The sequence below is a fragment of the Leisingera sp. ANG-Vp genome, assembly GCF_000813725.1.
Taxonomy (GTDB): Bacteria; Pseudomonadota; Alphaproteobacteria; order Rhodobacterales; family Rhodobacteraceae; genus Leisingera.
The window spans coordinates 52285-74706 of sequence record NZ_JWLD01000002.1; the positions used below are offsets into that span (position 1 = coordinate 52285).

17 protein-coding genes and 1 tRNA gene are annotated in these 22422 nt (G+C 61.1%); 10 read left to right on the forward strand and 8 right to left on the reverse strand.

Annotated elements, in window-relative coordinates:
• Positions 1 to 2: 2 nt before the first annotated feature.
• Positions 3 to 956 (reverse strand): radical SAM protein, encoded by a 954-nt coding sequence (locus tag RA20_RS00440; RefSeq protein ID WP_039123637.1) that lies wholly within the window; start codon positions 954 to 956, stop codon positions 3 to 5.
• Between the two features lie 142 nt (positions 957 to 1098).
• Between RA20_RS00440 and zwf the strand changes: the two genes are divergently transcribed.
• Genes zwf through pgi form a run of 3 tightly spaced genes read left to right on the forward strand, consistent with a single transcriptional unit; the run spans position 1099 to position 4870 of the window.
• On the forward strand, positions 1099 to 2574 hold the full coding sequence (zwf, locus tag RA20_RS00445; protein ID WP_039123638.1) for a glucose-6-phosphate dehydrogenase: 1476 nt from the start codon (positions 1099 to 1101) through the stop codon (positions 2572 to 2574).
• Entirely contained in the window at positions 2571 to 3242 is a 672-nt protein-coding gene (gene pgl, locus RA20_RS00450; protein ID WP_039123639.1) for a 6-phosphogluconolactonase, read from the forward strand. Before zwf ends, pgl begins: the two co-directional genes overlap by 4 nt.
• A 17-nt stretch (positions 3243 to 3259) precedes the next feature.
• Positions 3260 to 4870 (forward strand): glucose-6-phosphate isomerase, encoded by a 1611-nt coding sequence (pgi, locus tag RA20_RS00455; protein WP_039123640.1) that lies wholly within the window; start codon positions 3260 to 3262, stop codon positions 4868 to 4870.
• 51 nt (positions 4871 to 4921) lie between these two features.
• Here the strand turns inward: pgi and RA20_RS24480 are convergent, their stop codons facing one another.
• The 4 genes from RA20_RS24480 to RA20_RS00475 all read right to left on the reverse strand — a co-directional run bounded on the left by RA20_RS24480 (position 4922) and on the right by RA20_RS00475 (position 9082).
• Positions 4922 to 5404, reverse strand: a complete 483-nt coding sequence (locus tag RA20_RS24480; RefSeq protein ID WP_052248757.1) for a hypothetical protein — start codon at positions 5402 to 5404, stop codon at positions 4922 to 4924.
• 157 nt (positions 5405 to 5561) lie between these two features.
• Positions 5562 to 5635 (reverse strand) — tRNA-Gly (locus RA20_RS00465).
• An 85-nt stretch (positions 5636 to 5720) separates the two neighbouring features.
• Complete coding sequence (locus RA20_RS00470) at positions 5721 to 7769, reverse strand: ASKHA domain-containing protein (protein ID WP_052248758.1); 2049 nt, start codon at positions 7767 to 7769, stop codon at positions 5721 to 5723.
• Between the two features lie 152 nt (positions 7770 to 7921).
• Positions 7922 to 9082 carry a CaiB/BaiF CoA transferase family protein gene (locus tag RA20_RS00475; protein WP_039123642.1) on the reverse strand — a complete coding sequence of 387 codons (1161 nt, stop codon included), beginning with the start codon at positions 9080 to 9082 and terminating at the stop codon, positions 7922 to 7924.
• A gap of 186 nt (positions 9083 to 9268) precedes the next feature.
• Between RA20_RS00475 and guaB the strand changes: the two genes are divergently transcribed.
• From guaB to RA20_RS00490, 3 genes are all read left to right on the forward strand, one after another.
• Positions 9269 to 10717, forward strand: coding sequence for an IMP dehydrogenase (guaB, locus tag RA20_RS00480; RefSeq protein ID WP_039123643.1), 1449 nt, complete (start codon positions 9269 to 9271; stop codon positions 10715 to 10717).
• Between the two features lie 37 nt (positions 10718 to 10754).
• Positions 10755 to 11930, forward strand: coding sequence for an RsmB/NOP family class I SAM-dependent RNA methyltransferase (locus RA20_RS00485; protein WP_039123644.1), 1176 nt, complete (start codon positions 10755 to 10757; stop codon positions 11928 to 11930).
• Positions 11931 to 12022: 92 nt separating this feature from the next.
• A complete protein-coding gene (locus RA20_RS00490; RefSeq protein ID WP_039123645.1) occupies positions 12023 to 14338 on the forward strand; it encodes a hybrid sensor histidine kinase/response regulator in 2316 nt (771 codons plus the stop codon).
• A 38-nt stretch (positions 14339 to 14376) separates the two neighbouring features.
• On the opposite strand, the gene RA20_RS00495 is transcribed toward RA20_RS00490, so the two are convergent.
• Positions 14377 to 14976 (reverse strand): hypothetical protein, encoded by a 600-nt coding sequence (locus RA20_RS00495; protein WP_039123646.1) that lies wholly within the window; start codon positions 14974 to 14976, stop codon positions 14377 to 14379.
• 193 nt (positions 14977 to 15169) lie between these two features.
• Here RA20_RS00495 and recA point away from each other — a divergent pair, with 193 nt between their 5' ends.
• The 4 genes from recA (at position 15170) to RA20_RS00515 (ending at position 19890) form a co-directional block, all read left to right on the forward strand.
• On the forward strand, positions 15170 to 16237 hold the full coding sequence (gene recA, locus RA20_RS00500; protein WP_039123647.1) for a recombinase RecA: 1068 nt from the start codon (positions 15170 to 15172) through the stop codon (positions 16235 to 16237).
• Positions 16238 to 16393: 156 nt separating this feature from the next.
• Positions 16394 to 19045, forward strand: a complete 2652-nt coding sequence (gene alaS / locus RA20_RS00505) for an alanine--tRNA ligase (protein WP_039123648.1) — start codon at positions 16394 to 16396, stop codon at positions 19043 to 19045.
• Between the two features lie 78 nt (positions 19046 to 19123).
• Entirely contained in the window at positions 19124 to 19411 is a 288-nt protein-coding gene (locus RA20_RS00510; RefSeq protein WP_039123649.1) for a DUF1330 domain-containing protein, read from the forward strand.
• Positions 19411 to 19890 (forward strand): MOSC domain-containing protein, encoded by a 480-nt coding sequence (locus RA20_RS00515; protein ID WP_039123650.1) that lies wholly within the window; start codon positions 19411 to 19413, stop codon positions 19888 to 19890. Before RA20_RS00510 ends, RA20_RS00515 begins: the two co-directional genes overlap by 1 nt.
• 39 nt (positions 19891 to 19929) lie before the next feature.
• On the opposite strand, the gene typA is transcribed toward RA20_RS00515, so the two are convergent.
• Positions 19930 to 21750: a translational GTPase TypA gene (typA, locus tag RA20_RS00520; RefSeq protein WP_039123651.1), complete on the reverse strand. Its 1821-nt coding sequence runs from the start codon at positions 21748 to 21750 to the stop codon at positions 19930 to 19932.
• 93 nt (positions 21751 to 21843) lie between these two features.
• A complete protein-coding gene (locus RA20_RS00525) occupies positions 21844 to 22179 on the reverse strand; it encodes a DMT family transporter (protein WP_039124018.1) in 336 nt (111 codons plus the stop codon).
• Positions 22180 to 22422 lie beyond the last annotated feature (243 nt).

The window sequence follows — 22422 nt, forward strand, 5'->3', positions numbered from 1 at the left end:
GGTCACGCCGAGCAGCTGGCCCCGCCCAATACGCAGAACTTGGCACAATGCGGGTGATTCAACTGCACCGGCAGTTCGGCATCTGCCAGGGTGGCGCCCATTTCGAACTCCGGTGCATAGGGCAGCAATGTGCAGGCCAGAACAGCCGGTCTTTCAGCGCCTTTGCGTTTGACCACCATGCGCGAAGAAGCGCACATGACGCTGTCCGGTGATTTGCCAAGAATTCCCCAGCAAGCGGTTGTTATCTCGGGAACTTCAACAGTCTCGTCCATTTCGGGGAATAGTACGGTCTGGCCTGGGTTCTGCGCGTCTATGGCGAAACCGTGCTTGGCAAACAGCGCAGCGTAGCCGGTGCGTGCTTCCGCTTCGCTTTCCTCCCAGACAGTGCGTCCGGCGACGGCCATTTTGAAACCGTTGTCGCGCAGCCATTCCATACCTGCAATGGTCTTGGCAAAGCTGCCTGCACCCCGTTCCTTGTCATGCAGCGCCTCGCTGTGGTGGTCGACTGAGATCCGCAAGGTCAGTTTGTCTCCGAACCTTTCACGCAGCTCCAGAAGGCCGGCTTTCACGGTTTTGCGCATCATCGGGCGCATGGCGTTGGTGAGGATCAGAACTTCAAACCCGCTCTCCAGGGCCGCGCGGGTCATGGCGATCATTTCTGGATTCATGAAAGGCTCGCCGCCAGTGAAGCCGATTTCCCGCACCGGCCAGTTGCGCTCGGTGATTTGGGTCAGATAGCTTTGCACTTCTGCCTCGGTCAGATAGACCAGAGCGTCATTGGTGGGGGAGCTCAGAATATAGCAGTTGCTGCACTCGATATTGCACAGGGTGCCGGTATTGAACCACAAGGTTTCCGGGTTGCTGAGCGGGACAGAGGCGCGCTCCTGACCATTGGCCGTCACAAAGGCGTCTTGAAACTTGCCTAAGTTTGCGACGGATTTTTGCAGGTCTTTCATGCGGATGTCCTCTGGGGCAGTTCCTTTCGCAGGAAGCTACCTTATACTGGGCAGGAAATGAAAGCAGCCGGGCAGGCATATGACAGGGATGTGAGCGGCAGTGTGCCGCCTCTGCACCGGACCAACGCGGGAAGAAGTAGGAATGGTTTCGCGAGTCATACCGGTTGATCCGTTCGACCTGGTAATTTTTGGCGGTACGGGCGATCTCGCGCAGCGCAAGATCCTGCCGGCGCTGTTCCGCCGCCACTGCGCAGGCCAGCTGCCGGGCGGTGAGCGGGTCATCGGCGCTGCGCGCACTGCGCTGACCAGCGCTGAGTACCGCACCATTGTGGCCGAAGCCATTCGCAGCCACGCCGGTCCCAAGGCCTGCGGAGGCGGCACCCTGGAAAGCTTCCTGGACCGGGTCAGCTATGTTGCGCTGGATGCACTGGGTGACGAGGGCTGGGACGCGCTTGCGACGGAATTGAACACCCAAGACAATGCACCAGTACGCCTGTTCTATTTCTCGGTCGGGCCGGGGCTGTTTGGACCTCTTGCCGAGCGTCTCCAGAAATATGGGCTGGCAAAGGATGACACCCGGATCGTTGTGGAAAAGCCTTTTGGCCGCGATCTCGGCTCGGCGCAGGAACTGAACCGGACGCTGGCCAGCCATTTCCACGAGGGGCAGATCTACCGGATCGACCATTACCTGGGCAAAGAAACTGTGCAGAACCTGATGGCGGTGCGGTTTGGCAATATGCTTTTCGAGCCCCTGTGGAACAGCCAATATGTCGACCATATCCAAATTACTGTCGCGGAAACCGTCGGTGTAGAAGGGCGTGAGGAGTATTACGAACGCGCAGGCGCCATGCGCGATATGATGCAAAATCATCTGATGCAGCTTTTATGCCTGATAGCTATGGAGCCACCTGCGAAATTCGATCCCGATGCGGTGCGCGACGAAAAGCTGAAGGTAATCCGTGCGCTGGATCCGGTGGAGCCGCACCACATCGTGCGCGGCCAGTATCAGGCCCGGCTGGACCCTGAAGATCCGCACCCTTCTTACCGCGGACTGGTCAGCAACCCGCGCAGCACCACCGAAAGCTACGTGGCACTGAAGGCGCATATCAGCAACTGGAGGTGGGCGGGCACACCGTTCTACCTGCGTACCGGCAAGAGGCTGGTGAACCGGTCATCGGTGATCAACGTGATGTTCAAGGATGCGCCGCATTCCATTTTCGGCGCTGAAGCAGGGCGGCACGCCAATCACTTGAAGATCCGCCTGCAGCCGAACGAGGGCATCACCTTGAGTGTGACGATCAAGGAGCCGGGGCAGGGCGGAATGCGGCTTGTCGACGTGCCTTTGGATATGAGCTTTGCCGAGGCGCTGGGGCCGGAAGGCGGAGACCCGCCGGATGCTTATGAGCGCTTGATCATGGATGTTGTGCGCGGCAACCAGACGTTGTTTATGAGGGGCGACGAGGTGGAGGCGGCCTGGGCCTGGACAGATCCGGTGATTGCGGGCTGGAAGTCCCGCGGAGATGTGCCTAAACCCTATGAAAGCGGCAGCACCGGACCCGGCGATGCCGATTTGCTGATGCGCCGGGACGGGCGTGAATGGAGGGGGATAAACCCATGAAATTCAACGAATACCCTGATCAGGATATGCTGGCGATCGAAGTGGCAAATGAAATCGCAGGTGATTTGAAGACTCACCTTTTCCACCACGACGGCGCCTCCTTTGCGGTGGCGGGCGGGTCGACGCCAGGGCCGGTTTTTGATGATCTTTGCGCGGCTGATCTGGAATGGGACCGGGTGCAGGTTCTGGCCACTGACGAACGCTGGGTGCCCGTGGACAGTGACCGGTCCAATGCGCGGATGATCAAATCGCGGCTGCTGCAGGACCGGGCCGCCGCTGCGCAGTTTCTGCCGTTTCATACCGAGGGCCAATCGCCCGAGGATGCGGCGGCTGAACTGGAAAGCAAAGTGGCGCCGCATTTGCCGCTGTCGGTGCTGCTTCTGGGAATGGGTGAAGACATGCACACTGCATCGCTGTTTCCCGGAGCAATGGGGATTGAGGCCGCTTTGGCGCCGGACGCTCCGGTGCTGGCAGTGATGCGGCCGGACAGTCAGCCTGAAGCGCGTGTCAGCCTGACAGCCCGGGTGCTGGACGCGGCGATTGCCAAACATCTTGTCATCTTTGGCGATGCCAAGAGACGGGCGCTGGAGCGGGCGATGTCGATGCCTCCGGAAAATGCGCCCATCCAAGCGGTTTTGTCCGAGGCTTCCGTCCATTGGGCGCCTTGAATTCAGGAAAGAAATACATGTTTACGGTGTTGAAAGCGCTGCACTCCAAGAACTGCAGCGGAAAATTGTTTGATTTGTTTGAAGAAAATCCGCACCGCGCTGAAGATTTCAGCGTGCGGCACGACTCGCTGCTGTTTGACTATTCCAAAACCTGGATCACTGCCGAGGTGCGTGCGGAATTGGTTGCGCTCTGCGAAAGCCGGGGAGTTGCGGACAGGCGCGCAGCGATGTTCCAAGGCGGCCGGATCAATGAAACAGAACAGCGCGCGGTCCTGCATACGGCCTTGCGAGATCCGGAGGGGCCGGAGCTTTTGGTGGACGGGCAGGATGTCCGGGCGCCGTTGCGCCGGACTTTGCAGCGTATGGAGAAGCTGGCCCGCCGGGTGCGTTCCGGCGAATTGGCCGCACCGGGGGGGACCTTCACCGATGTCATCAACATCGGAATCGGCGGCTCCGATCTGGGGCCGGTTATGGCCGCGCTGGCACTGGCACCGTATCACGACGGCCCGCGCTGCCATTTTGTTTCGAACGTGGATGGAGCCCACATTCACGACATCCTGCAGCGGCTTGATCCCAAGACAACTTTGATCATCGTTTCTTCCAAGAGCTTTACAACGGTCGAGACAATGACAAACGCGGCGACGGCCCGGCGCTGGGTTGAGCGCGGCGGCGGTGAACCTGCACGCCAGTTTCTGGCCTTGTCGACCTCCGAAGAGGAAACCGGTGCCTTTGGAATCCCTCCGAAGCATGTTTTCGGTTTCGAGGATTGGGTTGGAGGCCGTTATTCGGTCTGGGGTCCAATCGGGCTGAGTGTGATGCTGGCCGTCGGGCCCGAGCATTTCCGGGACTTCCTGGCCGGCGGCAAAGCCATGGATGATCATTTCCGCACCGCGCCCTGGGAACAGAACATGCCGGTGATGCTGGCGCTGACCGGGATATGGCACAATCAGGTTTGCGGACACCCGACCCGCGCGGTGCTTCCCTACGACCAGCGCCTGCGGCGGCTGCCTGCCTATTTGCAGCAGCTGGAGATGGAGTCGAATGGCAAATCCGTCGCCATGGACGGCGAGACCTTGTCTTACAGTTCCGGCCCGGTTGTTTGGGGCGAGCCTGGAACCAACGGCCAGCACGCGTTTTACCAGCTCTTGCATCAGGGCACCTCGGTTGTGCCGGCTGAGTTCATGGTAGCAGCCAAGGGGCATGAGCCCGAGTTGGAGCCGCATCACCAGCTTCTGGTGGTGAACTGCCTGGCTCAGTCCGAGGCGCTTATGCGCGGGCGGAGCCTGGAAGAGGCGAGAAAGCTGATGCAGGCCGCCGGTTATGAGGGAGCCGAACTGGAGCAGCAAGCCAGACACCGGGTCTTTCCCGGAAACCGGCCTTCCACCACTTTGATGTACCCGCAGCTGACTCCGTATGTTCTGGGGCAGATCATTGCCCTTTATGAGCACAGGGTTTTTGCCGAAGGGGTGATCCTCGGCATCAATTCCTTTGACCAATGGGGGGTGGAACTGGGCAAGGAGCTGGCAGATTCACTGCTGCCGATGCTTTCAGGGGGCACTCCTGCAGAGGGCAAGGACGGCTCTACCTGCGCGTTGCTCAGTTTCGCGCGCCAGCACAGCCGGAAATGATACCGGCAGCGGCAGAGCCGGCCGGCTGCTGGCTCTGTCGCTGCCGGGGGCCTAGGGAAAAGTCACGCGGCCAGTGAATTTGTTGGTCAGCGCTCCGCTGGCAGGATCGGCGAGCGAGGAATACGTTCCGCTGCCTTGCGCGATTTCCCAGTTGCCGGTTCCGCCGGTCAGGGTCCATCGGCCGGACATGGCGCCATCTGTGCCCAGGCGCTCTGCGGTCCAGCGCAGGACAGCCTTGTCTCCGTTGCGGTCGGTGAAGGCGCAGACACCGCTGCCTGAAACGGTTTTCCCGAGAACTTCCACCGCACCGAAGCAGGGGCCGGAAGCGCCGTGCAGCGGATGGCTGGGATTTTGCATTTCAAGGGCGTCGTACGTGCTGCTGATTTGCATCAGGGTATGGTCTCGGGCAATTTCCACAGAGGAGGCCTTGAGAATCCCGGTGCCCTTGCCGGGCTCGTTCCAGGTCGTTTCGGCCAGGCAGGCGCCCGCGGGGAAAACGATGAGCGCTGCTGTGATCAAGCGTTGGCATGTCATATGGGTCCCCCTTGGGATGGCAGCTGACACTTACTTGGGTGCAAGCCAAGTGTAGCACAGTTTTCCGAAGCCAAGCCGCCAAGAAATTCGGCGCTCCGACATCCTGAACCGCAGGGAGGATCGCATTAAGCAAGCTGTTGAGAAGTAAGGGGAACTATGGAGCGGGTAGCGGGAATCGAACCCGCGCGTTCAGCTTGGGAAGCTGACAGGCTACCATTACATCATACCCGCCTGTGGAGAGCAGGAGTATGCTGCAGCGCCAATGAGGTCAAGGGCGCTGCAGCGGAAATTTCAATGCGGTCAACCGGACTGGCGATCAGCCCCGGCGGCGGCGGCGGCGGCCTCCGCCTGCACCTTCGCTGTCGCCTCCGCCGGTGTTGAAGTTCACCTGCGGGAGCGTCACCACGGTCTCCAGGATCGGGAAAGGATCAGCCGAGTTCGGAATGGCGGATGCATTGACGAAATGCTCCTGGAAGCGGGGTTCCACGGCGGTTTCGATCTTCTCGATGTTGCGGACGGTTTCTTCGATCTCGCCGCGCGCTTCGGTGTTCAGGAGCGCAATGCGGGCACCGGTGCCTGCGGCGTTACCGGCCGAAGTGACCTTGTCCAGCACACAGTCGGGGATCATGCCCAGCACCATCGCGTGCTTGGCCGAGATATGCGCGCCGAAGGCGCCGGCCAGCACCACCCGGTCGACTTTCTCAACGCCGAATTTGTCCATCAGCAGACGCGCGCCGGAGTAGAGCGCGGCCTTGGCCATCTGGATGGCGCGGATGTCCGGGTTGGTGACAGTGATGGTCGGGCCGCCCTCGGCAGAGCCGTCCCACAGCAGATAAGCGTTGGTGCGCCCGTCCGCGATGCAGCGGGCGGAGCCGGTCTGCTCCGCCGAGCCGATCAGGCCGGAGGCATCCAGCACTCCTGCCAGGCGCATTTCGGCAATTGCTTCGATAATGCCTGAGCCGCAGATGCCGGTGATGCCGGTGGTGGCAATGGAGGCGGCAAAGCCGTCTTCATCCGACCAGATTTCCGAGCCGATGACGCGGAACCGGGGCTCTTTGGTTTCGGGGTTGATCTCGACGCGTTCGATGGCGCCGGGCGCGGCGCGCTGGCCGCTGGAAATCTGGGCACCCTCAAAGGCCGGTCCAGTGGGCGAGGAACAGGCCAGAACCTTTTCCTTGTTGCCCAGCAGGATCTCGGCGTTGGTGCCCACGTCCACCACCAGCACCAGGTCTTCGGATTTGTCTGGGGCCTCGGAAAGGGCCACCGCAGCCGCGTCGGCGCCCACGTGGCCGGCGATACAGGGCAGCAGGTACACGCGGGCGGCGGGGTGGATGTTCAGGTCCAGCTCAACCGCGCGCAGCGCCAGAGCGTTGGAGGTCCCTAGTGCAAAGGGGGCCTGGCCCAGCTCAAATGGGTCAATCCCGAGGAACAGGTGGTGCATCACCGGGTTGCAGACGAACACCGCGTCGACGATCAGCGCCTTGTCGATCTCTGCTTCCGAGGCGATCTGGGTGAACAGCGCGTTCATGCCTTCGCGCACGGCGTTGGTCATTTCGACGTCGCCGCCCTTGTTCATCATCGAGTAGCTGACCCGGCTCATCAGGTCTTCACCGAAGCGGATCTGCGGGTTCATGATGCCGGAGGAGGCCACCACTTCACCCGTTTTCAGATCGCACAGATGCGCCGCGATGGTGGTGGAGCCGAGGTCGACGGCGAGGCCGTAAACGGTGCCCTCATAGTAGCCGGGCCAGATATGCATGATCTTGGGCGGATGGCTTTCGTCGCCCAGGTGCACGGCCACGGTGACCTTCCAGCCGCCCTTGCGCAGGATCGGCTGCATGCACTGCAGGATGTGAAGGTCGGTCTTGACGCCCTTGAGGTCCCACTGGGTTTCCAATGCCTCGATCAGCCGCTCCATGTCGCCCGAGGGCTTGTGCATGTCGGGCTCTTCGACCTCGACATAAAACAGGCGGGTGGAAGGGTTCATGGTAATGTCGCGGGCCTCGGCGCGTTTGCGCACCACCTGGCGGTGGACCTGGCTTTCCGGCGGCACGTCCACAACGATGTCGCCCTGGATTGTCGCCTGGCAGCCCAGGCGGCGGCCGTCGATCAGGCCGCGCTTGTCCTTGTAGCGCTGCTCAACCTTGTTCCACTCGCTCAGCGCGCCTTCTTCGACGGTGACACCGTGTTTGGGGAACTCGCCGTAAGACGGGGTGATCTGGCACTTTGAACAGATGCCGCGGCCGCCGCAGACCGAGTCGAGGTCGACCCCAAGCTGCCGCGCGGCGGTCAGGATCGGGGTGCCGGCCGGAAAACGTCCGCGCTTGCCGGAGGGGGTAAACACAACGAGGGGTTCGTCAGTCATGCCTGTGGCCTTCTCATTCCGCAATTTAGGCGGAGCATATGGGCTTTTGCGGCAAGCGAAAGGCAATGCGCGGCATTTTCCCGTCTGCCGGCGCCATTTTTGAATATTTGATGACTTTGGGATGCGGAATTTCAGCGGTCCGGAGGGGTGAATTACTGCCGGCTTTCAACCTCTTCCAGCCACGACAGAATCTCTGTTCTGCTGCTGTCCAGCCGGGGGGCAGGGGAACGGGTTGAGGGATCCGCCAGGCCGCTCATCTTGATCGGGTTGCCTGCGGCCGTGTAGGCCGCCTTTCCGTCTTCTCCCAGCACGCTGACCACCATGTTCCGGGCAAGGATCTGCGGATCTTCCATCACTTGGTCAACTGTCTGGATCGGCCCCGTGGGGATGCCTGCTTCTGCCAGCAAGGCAATCCAATGGTCTTTGCGGCTGCCAAGCGTCACAGCTTCGATCAGGCGTTTCAAAAGCCGGGCATTCTCGCAGCGCGCCGGATTTGTGGCAAAGCGCGGGTCTTCAGCAAGCGGCAGCTGCAGCACCGTACAAAGTTTGCCAAAAAGCGCATCGTTGCCGGCTGCAACCACGAACAGGCCGTCGGAGGCATGGAAGGTTTCAAAAGGCGTGATCGACGGGTGCCGGGCGCCCGAGGGCTGCGGTGCGTCCCCCGTTACCGAAGTGATTGCGATTGCGTGTTCAAGAAGGGCCAGCTGGCTATCCAGCATGGCGACATCGACGAATTTGCCCTTGCCGGTTTTCTGAACCTCGAGCAATGCTGCGAGAATACCGTGACCCAGAAACATGCCAGCCACGATGTCTCCGATCGAGGCGCCGACCCGCAAAGGCTCGCGGTTCTTTTCGCCGGTGATCGACATCACCCCGCCGCGGGCCTGCACCACCATGTCATAGGCCGGTTTCTGCGCGTCCGGGCCGGTATGGCCAAACCCGGACACTGCGCCATAGATCAGACGGGGGTGTTTCGCATGCAGATCTTCCCAGCTGTACCCAAGCCGCTGCATAACCCCGGGACGGTAATTCTCAAGCAGCACGTCAGACTGAACCAGCAGCCGTTCAAAAACCGCGCGGTCTTTCGGCAGTTTCAAGTCCAGCGCGATGCTTTGCTTGCCGTGGTTGATGGTGGCGAAGTAAGCGCTTTGTCCATTTTTGAAGGGCGGGAAGGCGCGGGTGTCGTCACCTTCGCCGGGGCGTTCCACCTTGATCACCCGGGCCCCCAGGTCTGACAGGATCATTGAGCAGTAAGGCCCTGCAAGAACGTGCGTGAGGTCCAGAACGGTGACGTTTTCCAATGGGCCGGGCATGGCTAAATCCTGCAACGTTTCCTCAGCTTTTGTGATACGCGGCCGGGCTGCGCACGCCTTGACACAGATCAGCCGAAGCCAAGAGTTTTGCTGCACCGCAGGAATTCTTGCCGGGAGGCTCTTTTCCCCCGCACCGAACTGTGCCATAGGGTCACCGCCAAACGGGGTTATGCATGGGGATGACAAATGCAGATTCGTGAGGCTCTCACCTTTGATGACGTTCTTCTGGTGCCGGGCGCGTCCAGCGTGCTGCCCAACACCGCCGATACCCGCACCCGGGTGACCCGCTCGGTGTCGCTGAACATCCCGCTGCTGAGCTCGGCCATGGACACTGTGACCGAGGCGCGGATGGCGATTGCGATGGCGCAGGCCGGCGGCATGGGCGTCATTCACAAGAACCTGGATGTCGAAGAGCAGGCCCGCCAGGTGCGCCGGGTCAAGCGCTTCGTTTCCGGTATCGTTTACAACCCGATCACTCTGACCGCCGATCAGACCCTGGCCGATGCCAAGGCGCTGCAGGAGCGTTACCGCGTCACCGGTTTCCCGGTGGTCGACGGGTCAGGCCGCGTGCTGGGCATTGTGACCAACCGCGACATGCGCTTTGCGTCTGATGACAGCACGCCGGTGTCGGTGATGATGACCTCCGACAACCTGGCGATGCTGCAGGAACCGGCCGATCTGGAAGAAGCCAAGTCGCTGATGAAGGCGCGCCGGATCGAAAAGCTGCTGGTGACCGATGGTGAAGGCAAGCTGACCGGCCTGCTGACCCTGAAGGACACTGAACAAGCAGTCCTAAACCCCACCGCCTGCAAGGACGAATTGGGCCGCCTGCGCGTGGCTGCTGCCAGCTCGGTCGGCGACAGCGGCTTTGCCCGCTCCGAGGCGCTGATTGACGCCGGCGTCGACATCGTCGTGGTGGACACGGCGCACGGCCATTCCGCGGGCGTGATTGAAGCCGTGAAGCGGGTCAAGGCACTGTCCAGCTCGGTTCAGGTGATCGCAGGCAACGTAGCAACCGGCGAAGCCACCAAGGCGCTGATCGACGCAGGCGCAGACGCCGTGAAGGTCGGCATCGGCCCGGGCTCGATCTGCACCACCCGCATGGTGGCCGGCGTCGGCGTGCCGCAGCTGACCGCGATCATGGATTGCGCCGCAGCGGCTGGCGACACCCCGGTGATTGCCGATGGCGGCATCAAATTCTCCGGCGACTTTGCCAAGGCGATTGCCGCCGGCGCGTCCTGTGCCATGGTTGGTTCGATGATTGCCGGCACCGACGAGAGCCCGGGGGAAGTGATCCTGTACCAGGGCCGGTCGTTCAAATCCTACCGCGGTATGGGCTCGATGGGCGCGATGGCGCGCGGCTCGGCCGACCGCTACTTCCAGAAAGATGCGGCCAGCGACAAGCTGGTGCCGGAAGGCATCGAAGGCCAGGTTCCCTACAAGGGCGGCGCCAATGCGGTAATCCACCAGCTGGTGGGCGGCCTGCGTGCAGCGATGGGCTATACCGGCTGTGCCACCGTCGATGAGATGCGCAAGAACTGCAACTTTGTCCGCATCACCGGTGCCGGCCTCAAGGAAAGCCACGTTCACGACGTGCAGATCACCCGCGAAGCGCCGAATTACCGGGTGGGCTAAGAACCATGCTGGCCGTTTGCAACAAGAGGGCAGGGGCATGACCCCTGCCGCCCGCCTGCAGGCGGCCATCGAAATTCTCGACCATGTTCTGACGGGCGAACCGGCGGAAAAGGCCTTAACCTCCTGGGGCCGCAGAAGCCGTTTTGCCGGATCCAAGGACCGTGCCGCGGTGCGCGACCATGTGTTTACCGCATTGCGCTGCTTGCGGTCTCACGCAGCGCTTGGCGGCGCCCGCAGCGGCCGTGGGCTGATCCTGGGTGCCCTCCGCGAGGCGGGGCAGGATCCCGATGAGGTCTTTACCGGCCAGGGACATGCGCCTGCGCCCTTGTCCGGCGCAGAACGCAGCTTGCCTAAGGCGCCCGAGGGGCCGGAAGCACTGGATATCCCGGAGTGGCTGTGGCCTGAGTTCAGCAGCAGCCTGGGCAGCAATGCCGAAGCGGCCGCGCACGCAATGCGCAAGCGGGCACCTGTGCATCTGCGGGTGAACCGCGCCAAGGTGTCACTGCGTCAGGCACAGGAGAGCCTGGCTGCGGAGGGTATCGTCACAACTCCTCATCCGGCTGCGGAAACGGCTTTGGAAATCACCGAAGGCGCTCGCAAGCTGCGCAATGCCAAGGCGTATTTGGAGGGGCTTGTGGAATTGCAGGACGCCGCCAGCCAGGCCGTGGTGGCGCAGCTGCCGTTGAACGACGGCATGAAAGTTCTGGATTACTGCGCTGGCGGCGGCGGAAAGAGCCTGGCCATGGCAGCCCGGGCAAAAATCCGGCTTTTTGCGCATGACGCCGACCCTAGGCGCATGAAAGACCTGCCAGGCAGAGCGGCCCGCGCAGGAGCCAGGGTTTCGCTTCTGGAAGGGGCAGAGCTGGAGCGCAGCGGGCCCTATGATCTGGTCCTGTGCGACGTGCCTTGTTCCGGATCCGGTTCCTGGCGGCGGGCGCCGGAAGGTAAATGGCGCCTGACCCGGGAAAACCTGCAGGAATTGCACCGTATCCAAGCGGAGATTTTGCGCAAGGCCGCCCGGCTCGCAACTGAAGGCGGCACTTTGGCCTATGCCACCTGTTCCATGCTTGACGGGGAAAACACCGTGCAGGTTCAGGGCTTTATACAGGAATACCCTGAGTGGACCCTGGCGGCCGAACAAAGCTGGCAGGTGCAGGACGGAACCGATGGTTTTTATGTTGCCGTGTTGACGCGCGCAAAAGGCGGTTGTTAGGGTTCACGCTGAAAATCCGTTGTGTTTCTTAACGTGGTTTTAACCAAAATCGCCGCGTTATGGCGGCACTATGCACTATTGATGGAGCCGCAATGTCCGCTCGCCAAGAATCCTCCGTTCCGGAACTGCGGGTGTACGCGCCTGAACACGCCCGGCTGGCGGCGACGCTGCTATTGGCGCTGATACTCCTGGGCGGGCCTTGGCTGCTGCCGCTGCCGGACTGGATCGGCCGCGGTTTCATCATGGTCGGACTGACACTGATCGCGGTGGCAGTGCTGATGGTGATCCAAACCCGTGTCCGGCTGAACGCGCGGGCGATGGCAGCCGACCTGCTGACCGGTTTCATCGAAAAAGATGCCACACCAAGTTTTGTCACCGATGACGACGGTGTCATCCATGCCTGCAACGGTGCGGCGGTGAAGCGGTTTCAGGATGCCAGCCGCGAAACACTGGCGGGAACCTTGCGGTCGGTGCTGGCAAACCCCTCGGCCGTACTCTACCGGCTGCAAAGCCGGGCCCGGGTGGATGGGGCTGCGCGTGAGGACATTGTGACCCGCCGCGGCCATGTGCGGCTGGCGGTGCATCAGATGAACGGCGGCAGTTTTCTTTGGCGGGTAGAGGATATTCAGGACCGTGGCGGCAACGGCCGTGGTGCAGAGACAATGCCGGTGCCGATGATTACAGTGGGCCGCACCGGTGCGGTCCTGTTCATGAATGAAGCTGCACGCAGCCTGATCGGCGAACGTGTGAAATCAACCGACCGCCTGTTTCCGTCGCTGCCGGTTTTGCCGGGGCAGGTCAACACCCTCAGCACCAAAAACGGCCCGATCCAGGTGCTGGTCAGCGAAAGGAACAGCGCTCAGGGACGCAGTGAGCTGTTCCTGATGGAAGTCGACGAAGCCAGCTTTGACTCAGCCCAGGCCGGGCTTGAGGCGCTGCCAGTGCCGTTCCTGAAAGTTGCGCCCACGGGTGAGATCCTGACCACCAACAGGATGGCGCTGCGCCTGCTGGGGGTCGATAGCTGCGCAAACCTGAAACTGGGCCAGCTGATGGAGGGTCTTGGCCGCCCCATGTCCGACTGGCTGCGCGATACAGCGGACGGGCTGGCACCCAACAAATCCGAGTTCCTGCGGCTTTCACGGGCGGACAAGGAAGTCTTTGTTCAAGTGACACTCACCCGGGTGGTTGAAGAGGGCACTCCGGTTCTGATTGCTGTTCTGAATGACGCAACCGAGTTGAAGACACTGGAAGCGCAGTTCGTGCAAAGCCAGAAGATGCAGGCGATCGGCCAGCTGGCAGGCGGCGTTGCCCATGATTTCAACAACCTGCTGACTGCCATCTCGGGTCATTGCGACCTGCTGCTGCTGCGCCATGATCAGGGCGATCAGGACTACGGCGACCTCATTCAGATTCACGAGAATGCCAACCGCGCGGCTTCGCTCGTCAGCCAGTTGCTGGCCTTCTCGCGCAAGCAGACTCTGCAGCCCGAAATCCTGGATGTGCGCGATACATTGTCGGACCTGACCCACCTGCTGAACCGCCTGGTGGGTGAGAAGGTGACGCTGACGCTCAGCCATGACCCGGTCATGAAGTCGATCCGGGCTGACAAACGGCAGCTGGAGCAGGTGCTGATGAACCTGGTGGTGAATGCGCGTGATGCAATGCCTCAGGGGGGCGAGATCCGGGTAGAAACCGAAGTGATCTCTTTGGACAAGCCACTTGAACGCGACCGCGCGACAGTGCCTGCCGGGGATTGGGTTACGGTCAAGGTCTCCGATGAAGGTGTCGGGATTTCCCCTGACAAACTGCAGAAAGTGTTCGAGCCTTTCTACACCACCAAGCGTACCGGTGAAGGCACCGGACTTGGCCTGTCGACGGCCTACGGCATCATTAAGCAGACCGGCGGTTATATTTTTGTCGACTCGGTCAAGGGCCACGGCACCCAATTCACCTTGTTCTTCCCGGTGTTCAAACAACAGGCAGAGCAGGTGGCAGCTGAGCCACCCGCAGAAGCAGATGACAAGGCCGCCACCGCCCAGCATGGCGAGGGCGTGGTCTTGCTGGTCGAGGATGAAGCTCCGGTGCGGGCCTTTGCCTCCCGGGCACTTCGGATGCGCGGCTACACTGTGCTCGAGGCTGAATCTGCCGAAGACGCGTTGCGCACGCTGGAGGACCCGGGGCTCACAGTTGATGTCTTCGTGACGGATGTGGTGATGCCGGGCATGGACGGCCCCAGCTGGGTCCGCGAAGCTTTGAAAGAGCGGCCCGATACCCGTGTGGTCTTTGTATCGGGTTATGCCGAAGGCGCCTTTGGAGAGGCGGACCCGGATGTGCCGAACTCGGTGTTCCTGCCGAAACCGTTCTCGCTCAATCAGCTGACTGAAACGGTGCACGCGCAGTTGCACTGAAAAGGAAGCGTGCCGCCGGATCCGGCGGCACTTGTAGCTCAGCGGGCGGGTATCGATTCATAGAGTTCAAACTCTGCAGGGCGTTTTCGCCGCAGATGCGATTCTGCCTTGGGGCTCAGCGCCAGATCGGTCTTGGGGCTGACATTTCTGCGCTCCAAAAAGATCTCCTGATCGAGGCGTTGCTCTAGAAAATTTTTCAGCGCCTCCTGATCCTCGTAACGAAACAGATGACTGACCTTGCAGCCGTTCGGCTGGGCTTCCAGAAACTTCGCCTGGCTGCCGACATTTGCGAAAGAAGGCGGGCTCCCCTTGCAATAAGCCTGCAGGAATTCATCGAAACTGATGCCTTTGGTTGAATTCGGCCGTCCGTCCAGGCCGGGCCGTTGCCGGTATCTGTACCAGCTTCCCAGCCAGCTAACCGGTTCCCGCATAACTGCAGCTACTTCCAGTTCGGCGCCGCAAACCTTTTCATACATCGGCCGGATCCAGCGGTTGTAGCGGTAAACCGGCGCATGTTTCAGTTCCGGCGGGTCCGAAATCACCAGATCCGCGCGGTTTCGCAAGGCGGCTTGAAAGGCGGTGGTGCCGGTCTTGGGAACGGACAGTAAAGCCAGCCGTTCTTTGAAAAATATCATCATTCCGTTAACTGCCCGGTAAAAATTCTTGCCTGGTATTTACCATAAACCAATCTTTAACACCCGCCCCCTGAAGTGGATACATCAGATTTTGGGTTGCAATGTTCTCTTTTTGATCTCATAAGGAACAAGAGGTGAACAAAGCAGTGATTGCCGCACGCCCCGGTGTGTGACACATAGAAAGGGACAAGGGACTATGGCGGATCTTTTGACCATGAAAAATAAAGTGAGCGGTGACAAGCAAAAGGCGCTGGACAGCGCGCTTGCCCAGATTGAGCGGCAGTTCGGCAAGGGCTCGATCATGAAGCTCGGCGATGGCAATGCCATGCAGGAGATCGAGGCGAGCTCGACCGGTTCTCTGGGCCTGGACATCGCCTTGGGCATCGGCGGTCTGCCGATGGGCCGGATCATCGAGATTTACGGCCCGGAAAGCTCGGGCAAGACCACGCTGACACTGCACTGCATTGCGGAACAGCAGAAAAAGGGCGGCGTCTGCGCCTTTGTTGACGCAGAACACGCGCTGGATCCGCAGTATGCGGCCAAGCTGGGCGTCGATCTGGATGAACTCTTGATCTCGCAGCCCGACACCGGCGAACAGGCTCTGGAGATCACCGATACGCTGGTGCGCTCGGGTGCGGTCAACATGGTCATCGTTGACTCGGTGGCGGCGCTGACACCGAAGTCCGAGCTAGAGGGCGACATGGGCGACAGCAACGTCGGCGTGCAGGCCCGTCTGATGAGCCAGGCAATGCGCAAGCTGACCGGCTCGATCAGCCGTTCCAAATGCATGGTGATCTTCATCAACCAGATCCGCATGAAGATCGGCGTGATGTTCGGCTCCCCGGAAACCACAACCGGCGGCAACGCGCTGAAATTCTACTCCTCCGTCCGCCTGGACATCCGCCGCATCGGCGCGATCAAGGACCGGGACGAGGTGGTTGGCAACTCGACCCGCGTGAAAGTGGTGAAGAACAAGGTTGCACCGCCCTTCAAGCAGGTGGAATTCGACATCATGTATGGCGAAGGCATCTCGAAGATGGGCGAACTTCTGGACCTCGGCGTTGCCGCAGGTGTCGTCAACAAGTCCGGCGCCTGGTTCTCTTACGGGGATGAGCGGATCGGGCAGGGGCGGGAGAACGCTAAGGTCTTCCTGCGGGAAAACCCTTCCATCGCCTATGATATCGAGGACAAGATCCGCGCCGCGCACGGGCTGGAGTTCGACCGCCCGGACGCAGGCGATGCGGACGATATCCTTGAGGCCTAAGCGCCGGAAAATCTGATCATATCTTAGAAATCCGAGGGCGCGGCGCAAGCTGCGCCCTTTTTCGTGCGGCCATGCCGTTTCCCGCAGTGGACAGCACCCCGGCTGAACGGTAAACCTGCCCGGAACGCTTAGAAAAAGCCGCAAGAGATCCCTCATATGCCGTCGCTCAACGATATCCGCTCTACCTTCCTGAACTACTTTGAGAAACAGGGCCACCAAGTGGTGGACTCCAGCCCGCTGGTGCCCCGCAACGATCCGACCCTGATGTTCACAAACTCAGGGATGGTTCAGTTCAAGAACTGTTTCACCGGGGTCGAGACCCGCGACTACAAGCGCGCGACCACCTCGCAGAAATGCGTGCGTGCCGGCGGCAAGCACAACGACCTCGACAACGTTGGCTATACTGCGCGCCACCACACGTTCTTTGAGATGCTGGGGAACTTCTCCTTTGGCGACTATTTCAAGCATGAGGCAATCCCCTTTGCCTGGGAATTGATCACCAAGGAACTCGAAGTTCCGAAGGACCGGCTTTACACCACCGTCTATCACACTGACGACGAAGCCTTTGATATCTGGAAGAAGATTGGTGTGCCGGAAGACCGGATCATCCGGATCGCAACCTCCGACAACTTCTGGCAGATGGGTGATACCGGCCCCTGCGGTCCCTGCACCGAAATCTTCTATGATCACGGCGACCACATCTGGGGCGGCCCTCCGGGCTCGCCGGAAGAGGACGGCGACCGCTTCATCGAGATCTGGAACCTCGTCTTCATGCAGAACGAGAAGTTCGCGGACGGCTCGATGATCGACCTGGAGATGCAGTCGATCGACACCGGCATGGGGCTGGAGCGGATTGCGGCGCTGCTGCAGGGCACCCATGACAACTACGAGACCGATCTGTTCAAGTCGCTGATTGAGGCCTCGGCCGATGTGACCAGCACTGACCCGTTTGGCGACCAGAACGTCCACCACCGGGTGATTGCAGATCACCTGCGCTCCTGCTCCTTCCTGATCGCCGAAGGCGTGCTGCCGTCGAACGAGGGCCGAGGCTATGTGCTGCGCCGTATAATGCGCCGCGCCATGCGCCATGCCTCGCTGCTGGGCGCCAAGGATCCGGTGATGCACAAACTGGTGCCGGCCCTGGTGCAGAAGATGGGCGCGGCCTACCCGGAACTGGGGCAGGGCCAGGCGCTGATTGAGGAGACTTTTGAGCAGGAAGAAACCCGTTTCCTCAAAACCTTGGATCGCGGTTTGAAACTGCTGGACGACGCCTCCGCCGATCTGGGCAAGGGCGATGTGCTGCCGGGTGAGACTGCGTTCAAACTCTATGACACCTATGGTTTCCCGCTCGACCTGACCCAGGACGCGCTGCGTTCCAGGGAAATCGACGTCGACACCGATGGGTTCGACGCCGCGATGAAGGAGCAGAAGGAAAAGTCGCGCGCTGGCGGCATTGGCCTGGGCGAAGCAGCTGATGTAAAAGTCTACTTCGACGTTCTGGATGCCGCTGGGTCGACTGAATTCCTTGGTTACGAAACGGAAAAGGCCGAAGGCCAGATCGTGGCCATCGTCAAGGATGGCGCGCAGGTGCAATCTGCTGCCAAAGGCGAGAGCGTTCAAATCATCCTGAACCAGACGCCCTTCTATGGCGAAAGCGGCGGCCAGGTTGGCGACAGCGGTGTGCTGACCGTGGAAGGCGGTGCTGCGCGCATCACCGACACCAAGAAGGTTGAGGGGCTGTTCCTGCATATTGCAGAGGTGACCGAGGGCGAAGTTGCCGTTGGCCTGGGCGCCGCGATGGAAGTGGACCATGAGCGCCGCAGCCAGATCCGCGCCAACCACTCGGCCACCCATCTGCTGCACGAAGCACTGCGCAACGCTCTGGGGGAACATGTGGCGCAGAAGGGCTCGCTGAACGCGGCAGACCGCCTGCGCTTTGACTTCAGCCACAACAAGGCGATGAGTGCGGATGAACTGACAAAGGTCGGTGCGGAAGTGAATGATTTCATTCGCCAGAACACTGCTGTCTCCACCCGGATCATGACCCCGGACGATGCCCGCGAACTGGGCGCCCAGGCGCTGTTCGGTGAGAAGTACGGCGAAGAGGTCCGCGTGGTTTCCATGGGCCGCGCACCGACCGGCAAGGGCCACGATGGTGAGACCTATTCGATCGAGCTTTGCGGCGGCACCCATGTCAAGCAGACCGGTGACATCGGTACCTTTGTGATCCTGGGCGACAGCGCGTCGTCGGCAGGTGTGCGCCGGATCGAAGCGCTGACCGGTGCAGCCGCCTTTGCCCATCTGGAACGCGAAGCCGGCCGTATGGCGGAGATTGCCACAGCGCTGAAGGCGCAGCCTGCGGAGGTTATGGACCGTCTCAAGGCGATGATGGACGAGCGCAAGGCGCTGCAAAATGAAATCTCTAACCTCAAGCAGCAGGTGGCCATGGGCGGCGGCTCCGGCGGCGGTGCCGAGGCCAAGGACGTGAATGGCAAGAAGTTCCTGGCCCAGGCACTGCAAGGTGTGTCAGGCAAGGACCTGCGCGGTCTCATCGATGCCCACAAGCAGAACATTGGCTCTGGTGTGATCCTGCTGATCGCTGAGGATGATGGCAAAGTAGCTGTGGCCGCGGGCGTGACTGACGATTTGACCGGCGACATCTCGGCCGTGGACATTCTCAAAGCCGCAGTGCCTGCCGTAGGCGGCAAAGGCGGCGGTGGCCGTCCTGATATGGCTCAGGGTGGCGGCAAGGATTTCTCGGGCGCCGAGGAGGCGATCAAAGCCGCCGAGGCTGTGCTGGCAGGCTGACCATTTGGTCAAAAAACTCTTGGTCTTTCCGGCAAAAGCCTTAGGCTGCCGGAAAGATCATAACCTTGGGAGGCTCCAATGCCCGCACTCTGGATTGCACATGTGACCGTCACCGACGCTGATGCTTATGGCAAATATGCCGAGCTGGCTGGCCCTGCCATTGCCAAGCATGGCGGCACCTTCATTGCCCGCGGAGGGCGGTTTGTGCAACTGGAGGGCAAGGAGCGCCCGCGCAATGTGGTGGCCAAGTTCCCAAGCGTCGAAGCCGCCGTCGATTGCTATCACAGCCCTGAGTACCAAGAGGCGCTGAGCCACGCGCGCGGTGCGTCCGAGCGTGAGCTGATGGTGGTGGAAACCTCCGAATAATGGTCACCGCCTTTGCGGAAATGCTGAAGCGTCACGCGGCCTCTGGCCGAGTGGCGTGGATTGGTGTGCGCCCGGGCCGGCGTGAAGATGTGCTGTCTCTTGAAGCAGTTGATGTTTCGATGGCGGGTCTCGACGGAGATCACGGCAAGGAAGGCAAACGCGCGGTTACATTGATTCAATCGGAGCACTTGCCGGTGATTTCTGCACTGGCCGGGCTTGATGCCGTACTGCCAGAACAACTGCGAAGAAATTTCGTGGTTTCAGGTATCAACCTGGCTGCGTTGCGCAAAGCCAAACTGCAGATCGGCAGCGCGGTTTTGCAGATATCCGGCCCTTGTCCGCCCTGTTCGCGGATGGAGGAGGTTCTGGGTCATGGCGGCTATAACGCGATGCGCGGCCATGGCGGCTGGTACGCTGAGGTGCTGCAGCCCGGCAGGGTGGCTCTGGGCGACAGCGTCACCCATCTGACAGCGGAATGAAAAACGGCGGCAGATGTCTCTGCCGCCGTTTCTATTTCATCAGGCGTTCGCCTTGGACATCCGCTTGCGCTCGTGCGGGTCCAGGTAGCGCTTGCGCAGACGCACGTTGTTCGGAGTCACTTCCACCAGCTCGTCGTCGTTGATGTAAGCAATCGCCTCTTCCAGCGACAGGGTCATCGGGGTGGTCAGGCGAACCGCTTCGTCCGAGCCGGAAGCGCGCACGTTGGTCAGCTTCTTGCCTTTCAGCGGGTTCACTTCCAGGTCGTTGTCGCGGGAGTGCTCGCCGATGATCATGCCGGTGTAGATGTCGGCCTGGGCGCCGATCATCATCTTGCCGCGGTCTTCCAGGTTCCACAGGGCGTAAGCCACGGACTGGCCGTTCTCCATGGAGATCAGCACGCCTGCGCGGCGGCCCGGGATGGCGCCCTTGTGCGGGGCCCAGCCGTGGAACACGCGGTTCAGAACGCCGGTGCCGCGGGTGTCGGTCAGGAACTCGCCGTGATAGCCGATAAGGCCGCGCGAGGGCACATGGGCGATGATGCGGGTCTTGCCAGCGCCTGCGGGCTTCATCTCGACCAGCTCGCCTTTGCGGGCGCCGGTCAGCTTTTCGATCACCGCGCCGGAGTATTCGTCATCCACGTCGATGGTGGCTTCTTCGATCGGCTCCATCTTCTGGCCGTCTTCTTCGCGCATGATCACCTGCGGGCGCGAGATCGACAGCTCGAACCCTTCGCGGCGCATGTTCTCGATCAGAACACCCATTTGCAGTTCGCCGCGGCCGGAGACCTCAAACGCCTCGCCGCCGGGAGTATCGGCGATTTTGATGGCGACGTTGGATTCGGCTTCTTTCATCAGGCGGTCGCGGATCACGCGGGACTGCACCTTCTTGCCGTCACGGCCGGCCAGCGGGCTGTCGTTGATGCCGAAGGTCACGGTGATGGTCGGCGGGTCGATCGGCTGGGCATCCAGCGGCTCATCCACGGCCAGCGCACAGATGGTGTCGGCCACGGTGGCCTTGGACATGCCGGCGATGGAGACGATGTCGCCTGCCTGGGCTTCTTCGATGTCCTGCTGGGCCAGACCGCGGAAGGCCTGGATCTTGGTCACGCGGAACTGCTCGATTTTCTGGCCGATGCGGGAGATCGCCTGCACGGTGGCGCCAACCTTCAGGGTGCCGGTCTCGACGCGGCCGGTCAGCAGGCGGCCCACAAAGGGGTCGCTGCCGAGAGTGGTGGCCAGCATGCGGAAGTCGTCGTCCTGTTTCTTCACCTGCTTGGGCTCGGGCACATGGTTGACGATCAGGTTGAACAGCGCACTCAGGTCCTTGCGGGGGCCGTCCAGCTCATTGTCGGCCCAGCCGTTGCGGCCAGAAGCATACATATGCGGGAAATCCAGCTGATCCTCAGTCGCGTCAAGCGAAGCAAACAGGTCAAAGCATTCGTCCAGCGCGCGGTCGGGTTCGGCGTCCGGCTTGTCGACTTTGTTCAGGACAACAATGGGGCGCAGGCCCAGGGCCAGTGCCTTGGAGGTCACAAACTTAGTCTGCGGCATTGGGCCTTCTGCGGCGTCGACCAGGAGGACCACGCCGTCAACCATCGACAGGATCCGTTCCACTTCGCCGCCAAAGTCGGCGTGGCCGGGGGTGTCGACGATGTTGATCCGTGTGCCGTTCCACTCGACCGAGGTCGGCTTGGCAAAAATGGTGATGCCGCGCTCGCGCTCCAGATCGTTCGAGTCCATGGCGCGTTCTGCCACAGCCTGGTTTTCGCGGAAGGCGCCGGATTGTTTCAGCAGCTCGTCAACCAGGGTTGTTTTGCCGTGGTCAACGTGAGCAATGATCGCAATGTTGCGCAAGTCCATGACGTTCGCCTTTGTAAGGAAGTTGCGCCGCGCATAGCCCGAACCCCGCACAAAGGCCAGAGGAAAACCGCCGTGGACCCTCGCAAATGCGGATCAGTGGCCCGAGGACTTGGAAAACAGGTGGATGATGACGATGCCGGACATGATCAGAACCATGCCGATGACTGCAGGCAAATCGAGTTTTTGCCCGAAGACAAAGAAGGCAATTACCGCAATCAGCAAGATGCCGAGCCCGGACCAGATGGCATAGACGATACCCACCGGCATGAATTTGAGCGTCAGCCCCATCATGTAGAAGGAAAAGGCATAGGCAACCAGAACGATCAGCGACGGCCCCAGCTTGCTGAACTGCTGGCTGGCCTGCAGAGCGGTTGTGCCAATGGTCTCTGCTGCCACGGCAATGATCAGATAGACGTAGTGAACCGGCATCTCTGCCTCCCTCATCCGTGCTGCGGAAAACCGCTGGCCTGTGTTCCCGCCTATCTGATCTTGATGGCGCGGGGAAGTCCCGATGCGGCACCGGCTGGTCGAAATCCGCATGCTGCCGCTCGTGAACACGTACTTGTGCGTAGGCACACTGGACTGTGATTGGGGTTATCAATAGGAAGATGTTCTAACTTAATGCGGTGATTTGGGAATAGTTCCCAGGATCCCGCTGTTGGAAAGGGACTG

Bases quoted from the DNA above. Each gene is read 5' to 3' on its own strand.
- RA20_RS00440 (WP_039123637.1), bottom strand. From the start codon at position 956: ATGAAAGACCTGCAAAAATCCGTCGCAAACTTAGGCAAGTTTCAAGAC.
- zwf (WP_039123638.1), top strand. From the start codon at position 1,099: ATGGTTTCGCGAGTCATACCGGTTGATCCGTTCGACCTGGTAATTTTT.
- alaS (WP_039123648.1), top strand. From the start codon at position 16,394: ATGCCGTCGCTCAACGATATCCGCTCTACCTTCCTGAACTACTTTGAG.
- RA20_RS00495 (WP_039123646.1), bottom strand. From the start codon at position 14,976: ATGATGATATTTTTCAAAGAACGGCTGGCTTTACTGTCCGTTCCCAAG.
- RA20_RS00515 (WP_039123650.1), top strand. From the start codon at position 19,411: ATGGTCACCGCCTTTGCGGAAATGCTGAAGCGTCACGCGGCCTCTGGC.
- RA20_RS00470 (WP_052248758.1), bottom strand. From the start codon at position 7,769: ATGACTGACGAACCCCTCGTTGTGTTTACCCCCTCCGGCAAGCGCGGA.
- typA (WP_039123651.1), bottom strand. From the start codon at position 21,750: ATGGACTTGCGCAACATTGCGATCATTGCTCACGTTGACCACGGCAAA.
- RA20_RS00485 (WP_039123644.1), top strand. From the start codon at position 10,755: ATGACCCCTGCCGCCCGCCTGCAGGCGGCCATCGAAATTCTCGACCAT.
- RA20_RS00510 (WP_039123649.1), top strand. From the start codon at position 19,124: ATGCCCGCACTCTGGATTGCACATGTGACCGTCACCGACGCTGATGCT.
- RA20_RS00475 (WP_039123642.1), bottom strand. From the start codon at position 9,082: ATGCCCGGCCCATTGGAAAACGTCACCGTTCTGGACCTCACGCACGTT.
- RA20_RS24480 (WP_052248757.1), bottom strand. From the start codon at position 5,404: ATGACATGCCAACGCTTGATCACAGCAGCGCTCATCGTTTTCCCCGCG.
- recA (WP_039123647.1), top strand. From the start codon at position 15,170: ATGGCGGATCTTTTGACCATGAAAAATAAAGTGAGCGGTGACAAGCAA.
- guaB (WP_039123643.1), top strand. From the start codon at position 9,269: ATGCAGATTCGTGAGGCTCTCACCTTTGATGACGTTCTTCTGGTGCCG.
- RA20_RS00525 (WP_039124018.1), bottom strand. From the start codon at position 22,179: ATGCCGGTTCACTACGTCTATCTGATCATTGCCGTGGCAGCAGAGACC.
- pgi (WP_039123640.1), top strand. From the start codon at position 3,260: ATGTTTACGGTGTTGAAAGCGCTGCACTCCAAGAACTGCAGCGGAAAA.
- RA20_RS00490 (WP_039123645.1), top strand. From the start codon at position 12,023: ATGTCCGCTCGCCAAGAATCCTCCGTTCCGGAACTGCGGGTGTACGCG.
- pgl (WP_039123639.1), top strand. From the start codon at position 2,571: ATGAAATTCAACGAATACCCTGATCAGGATATGCTGGCGATCGAAGTG.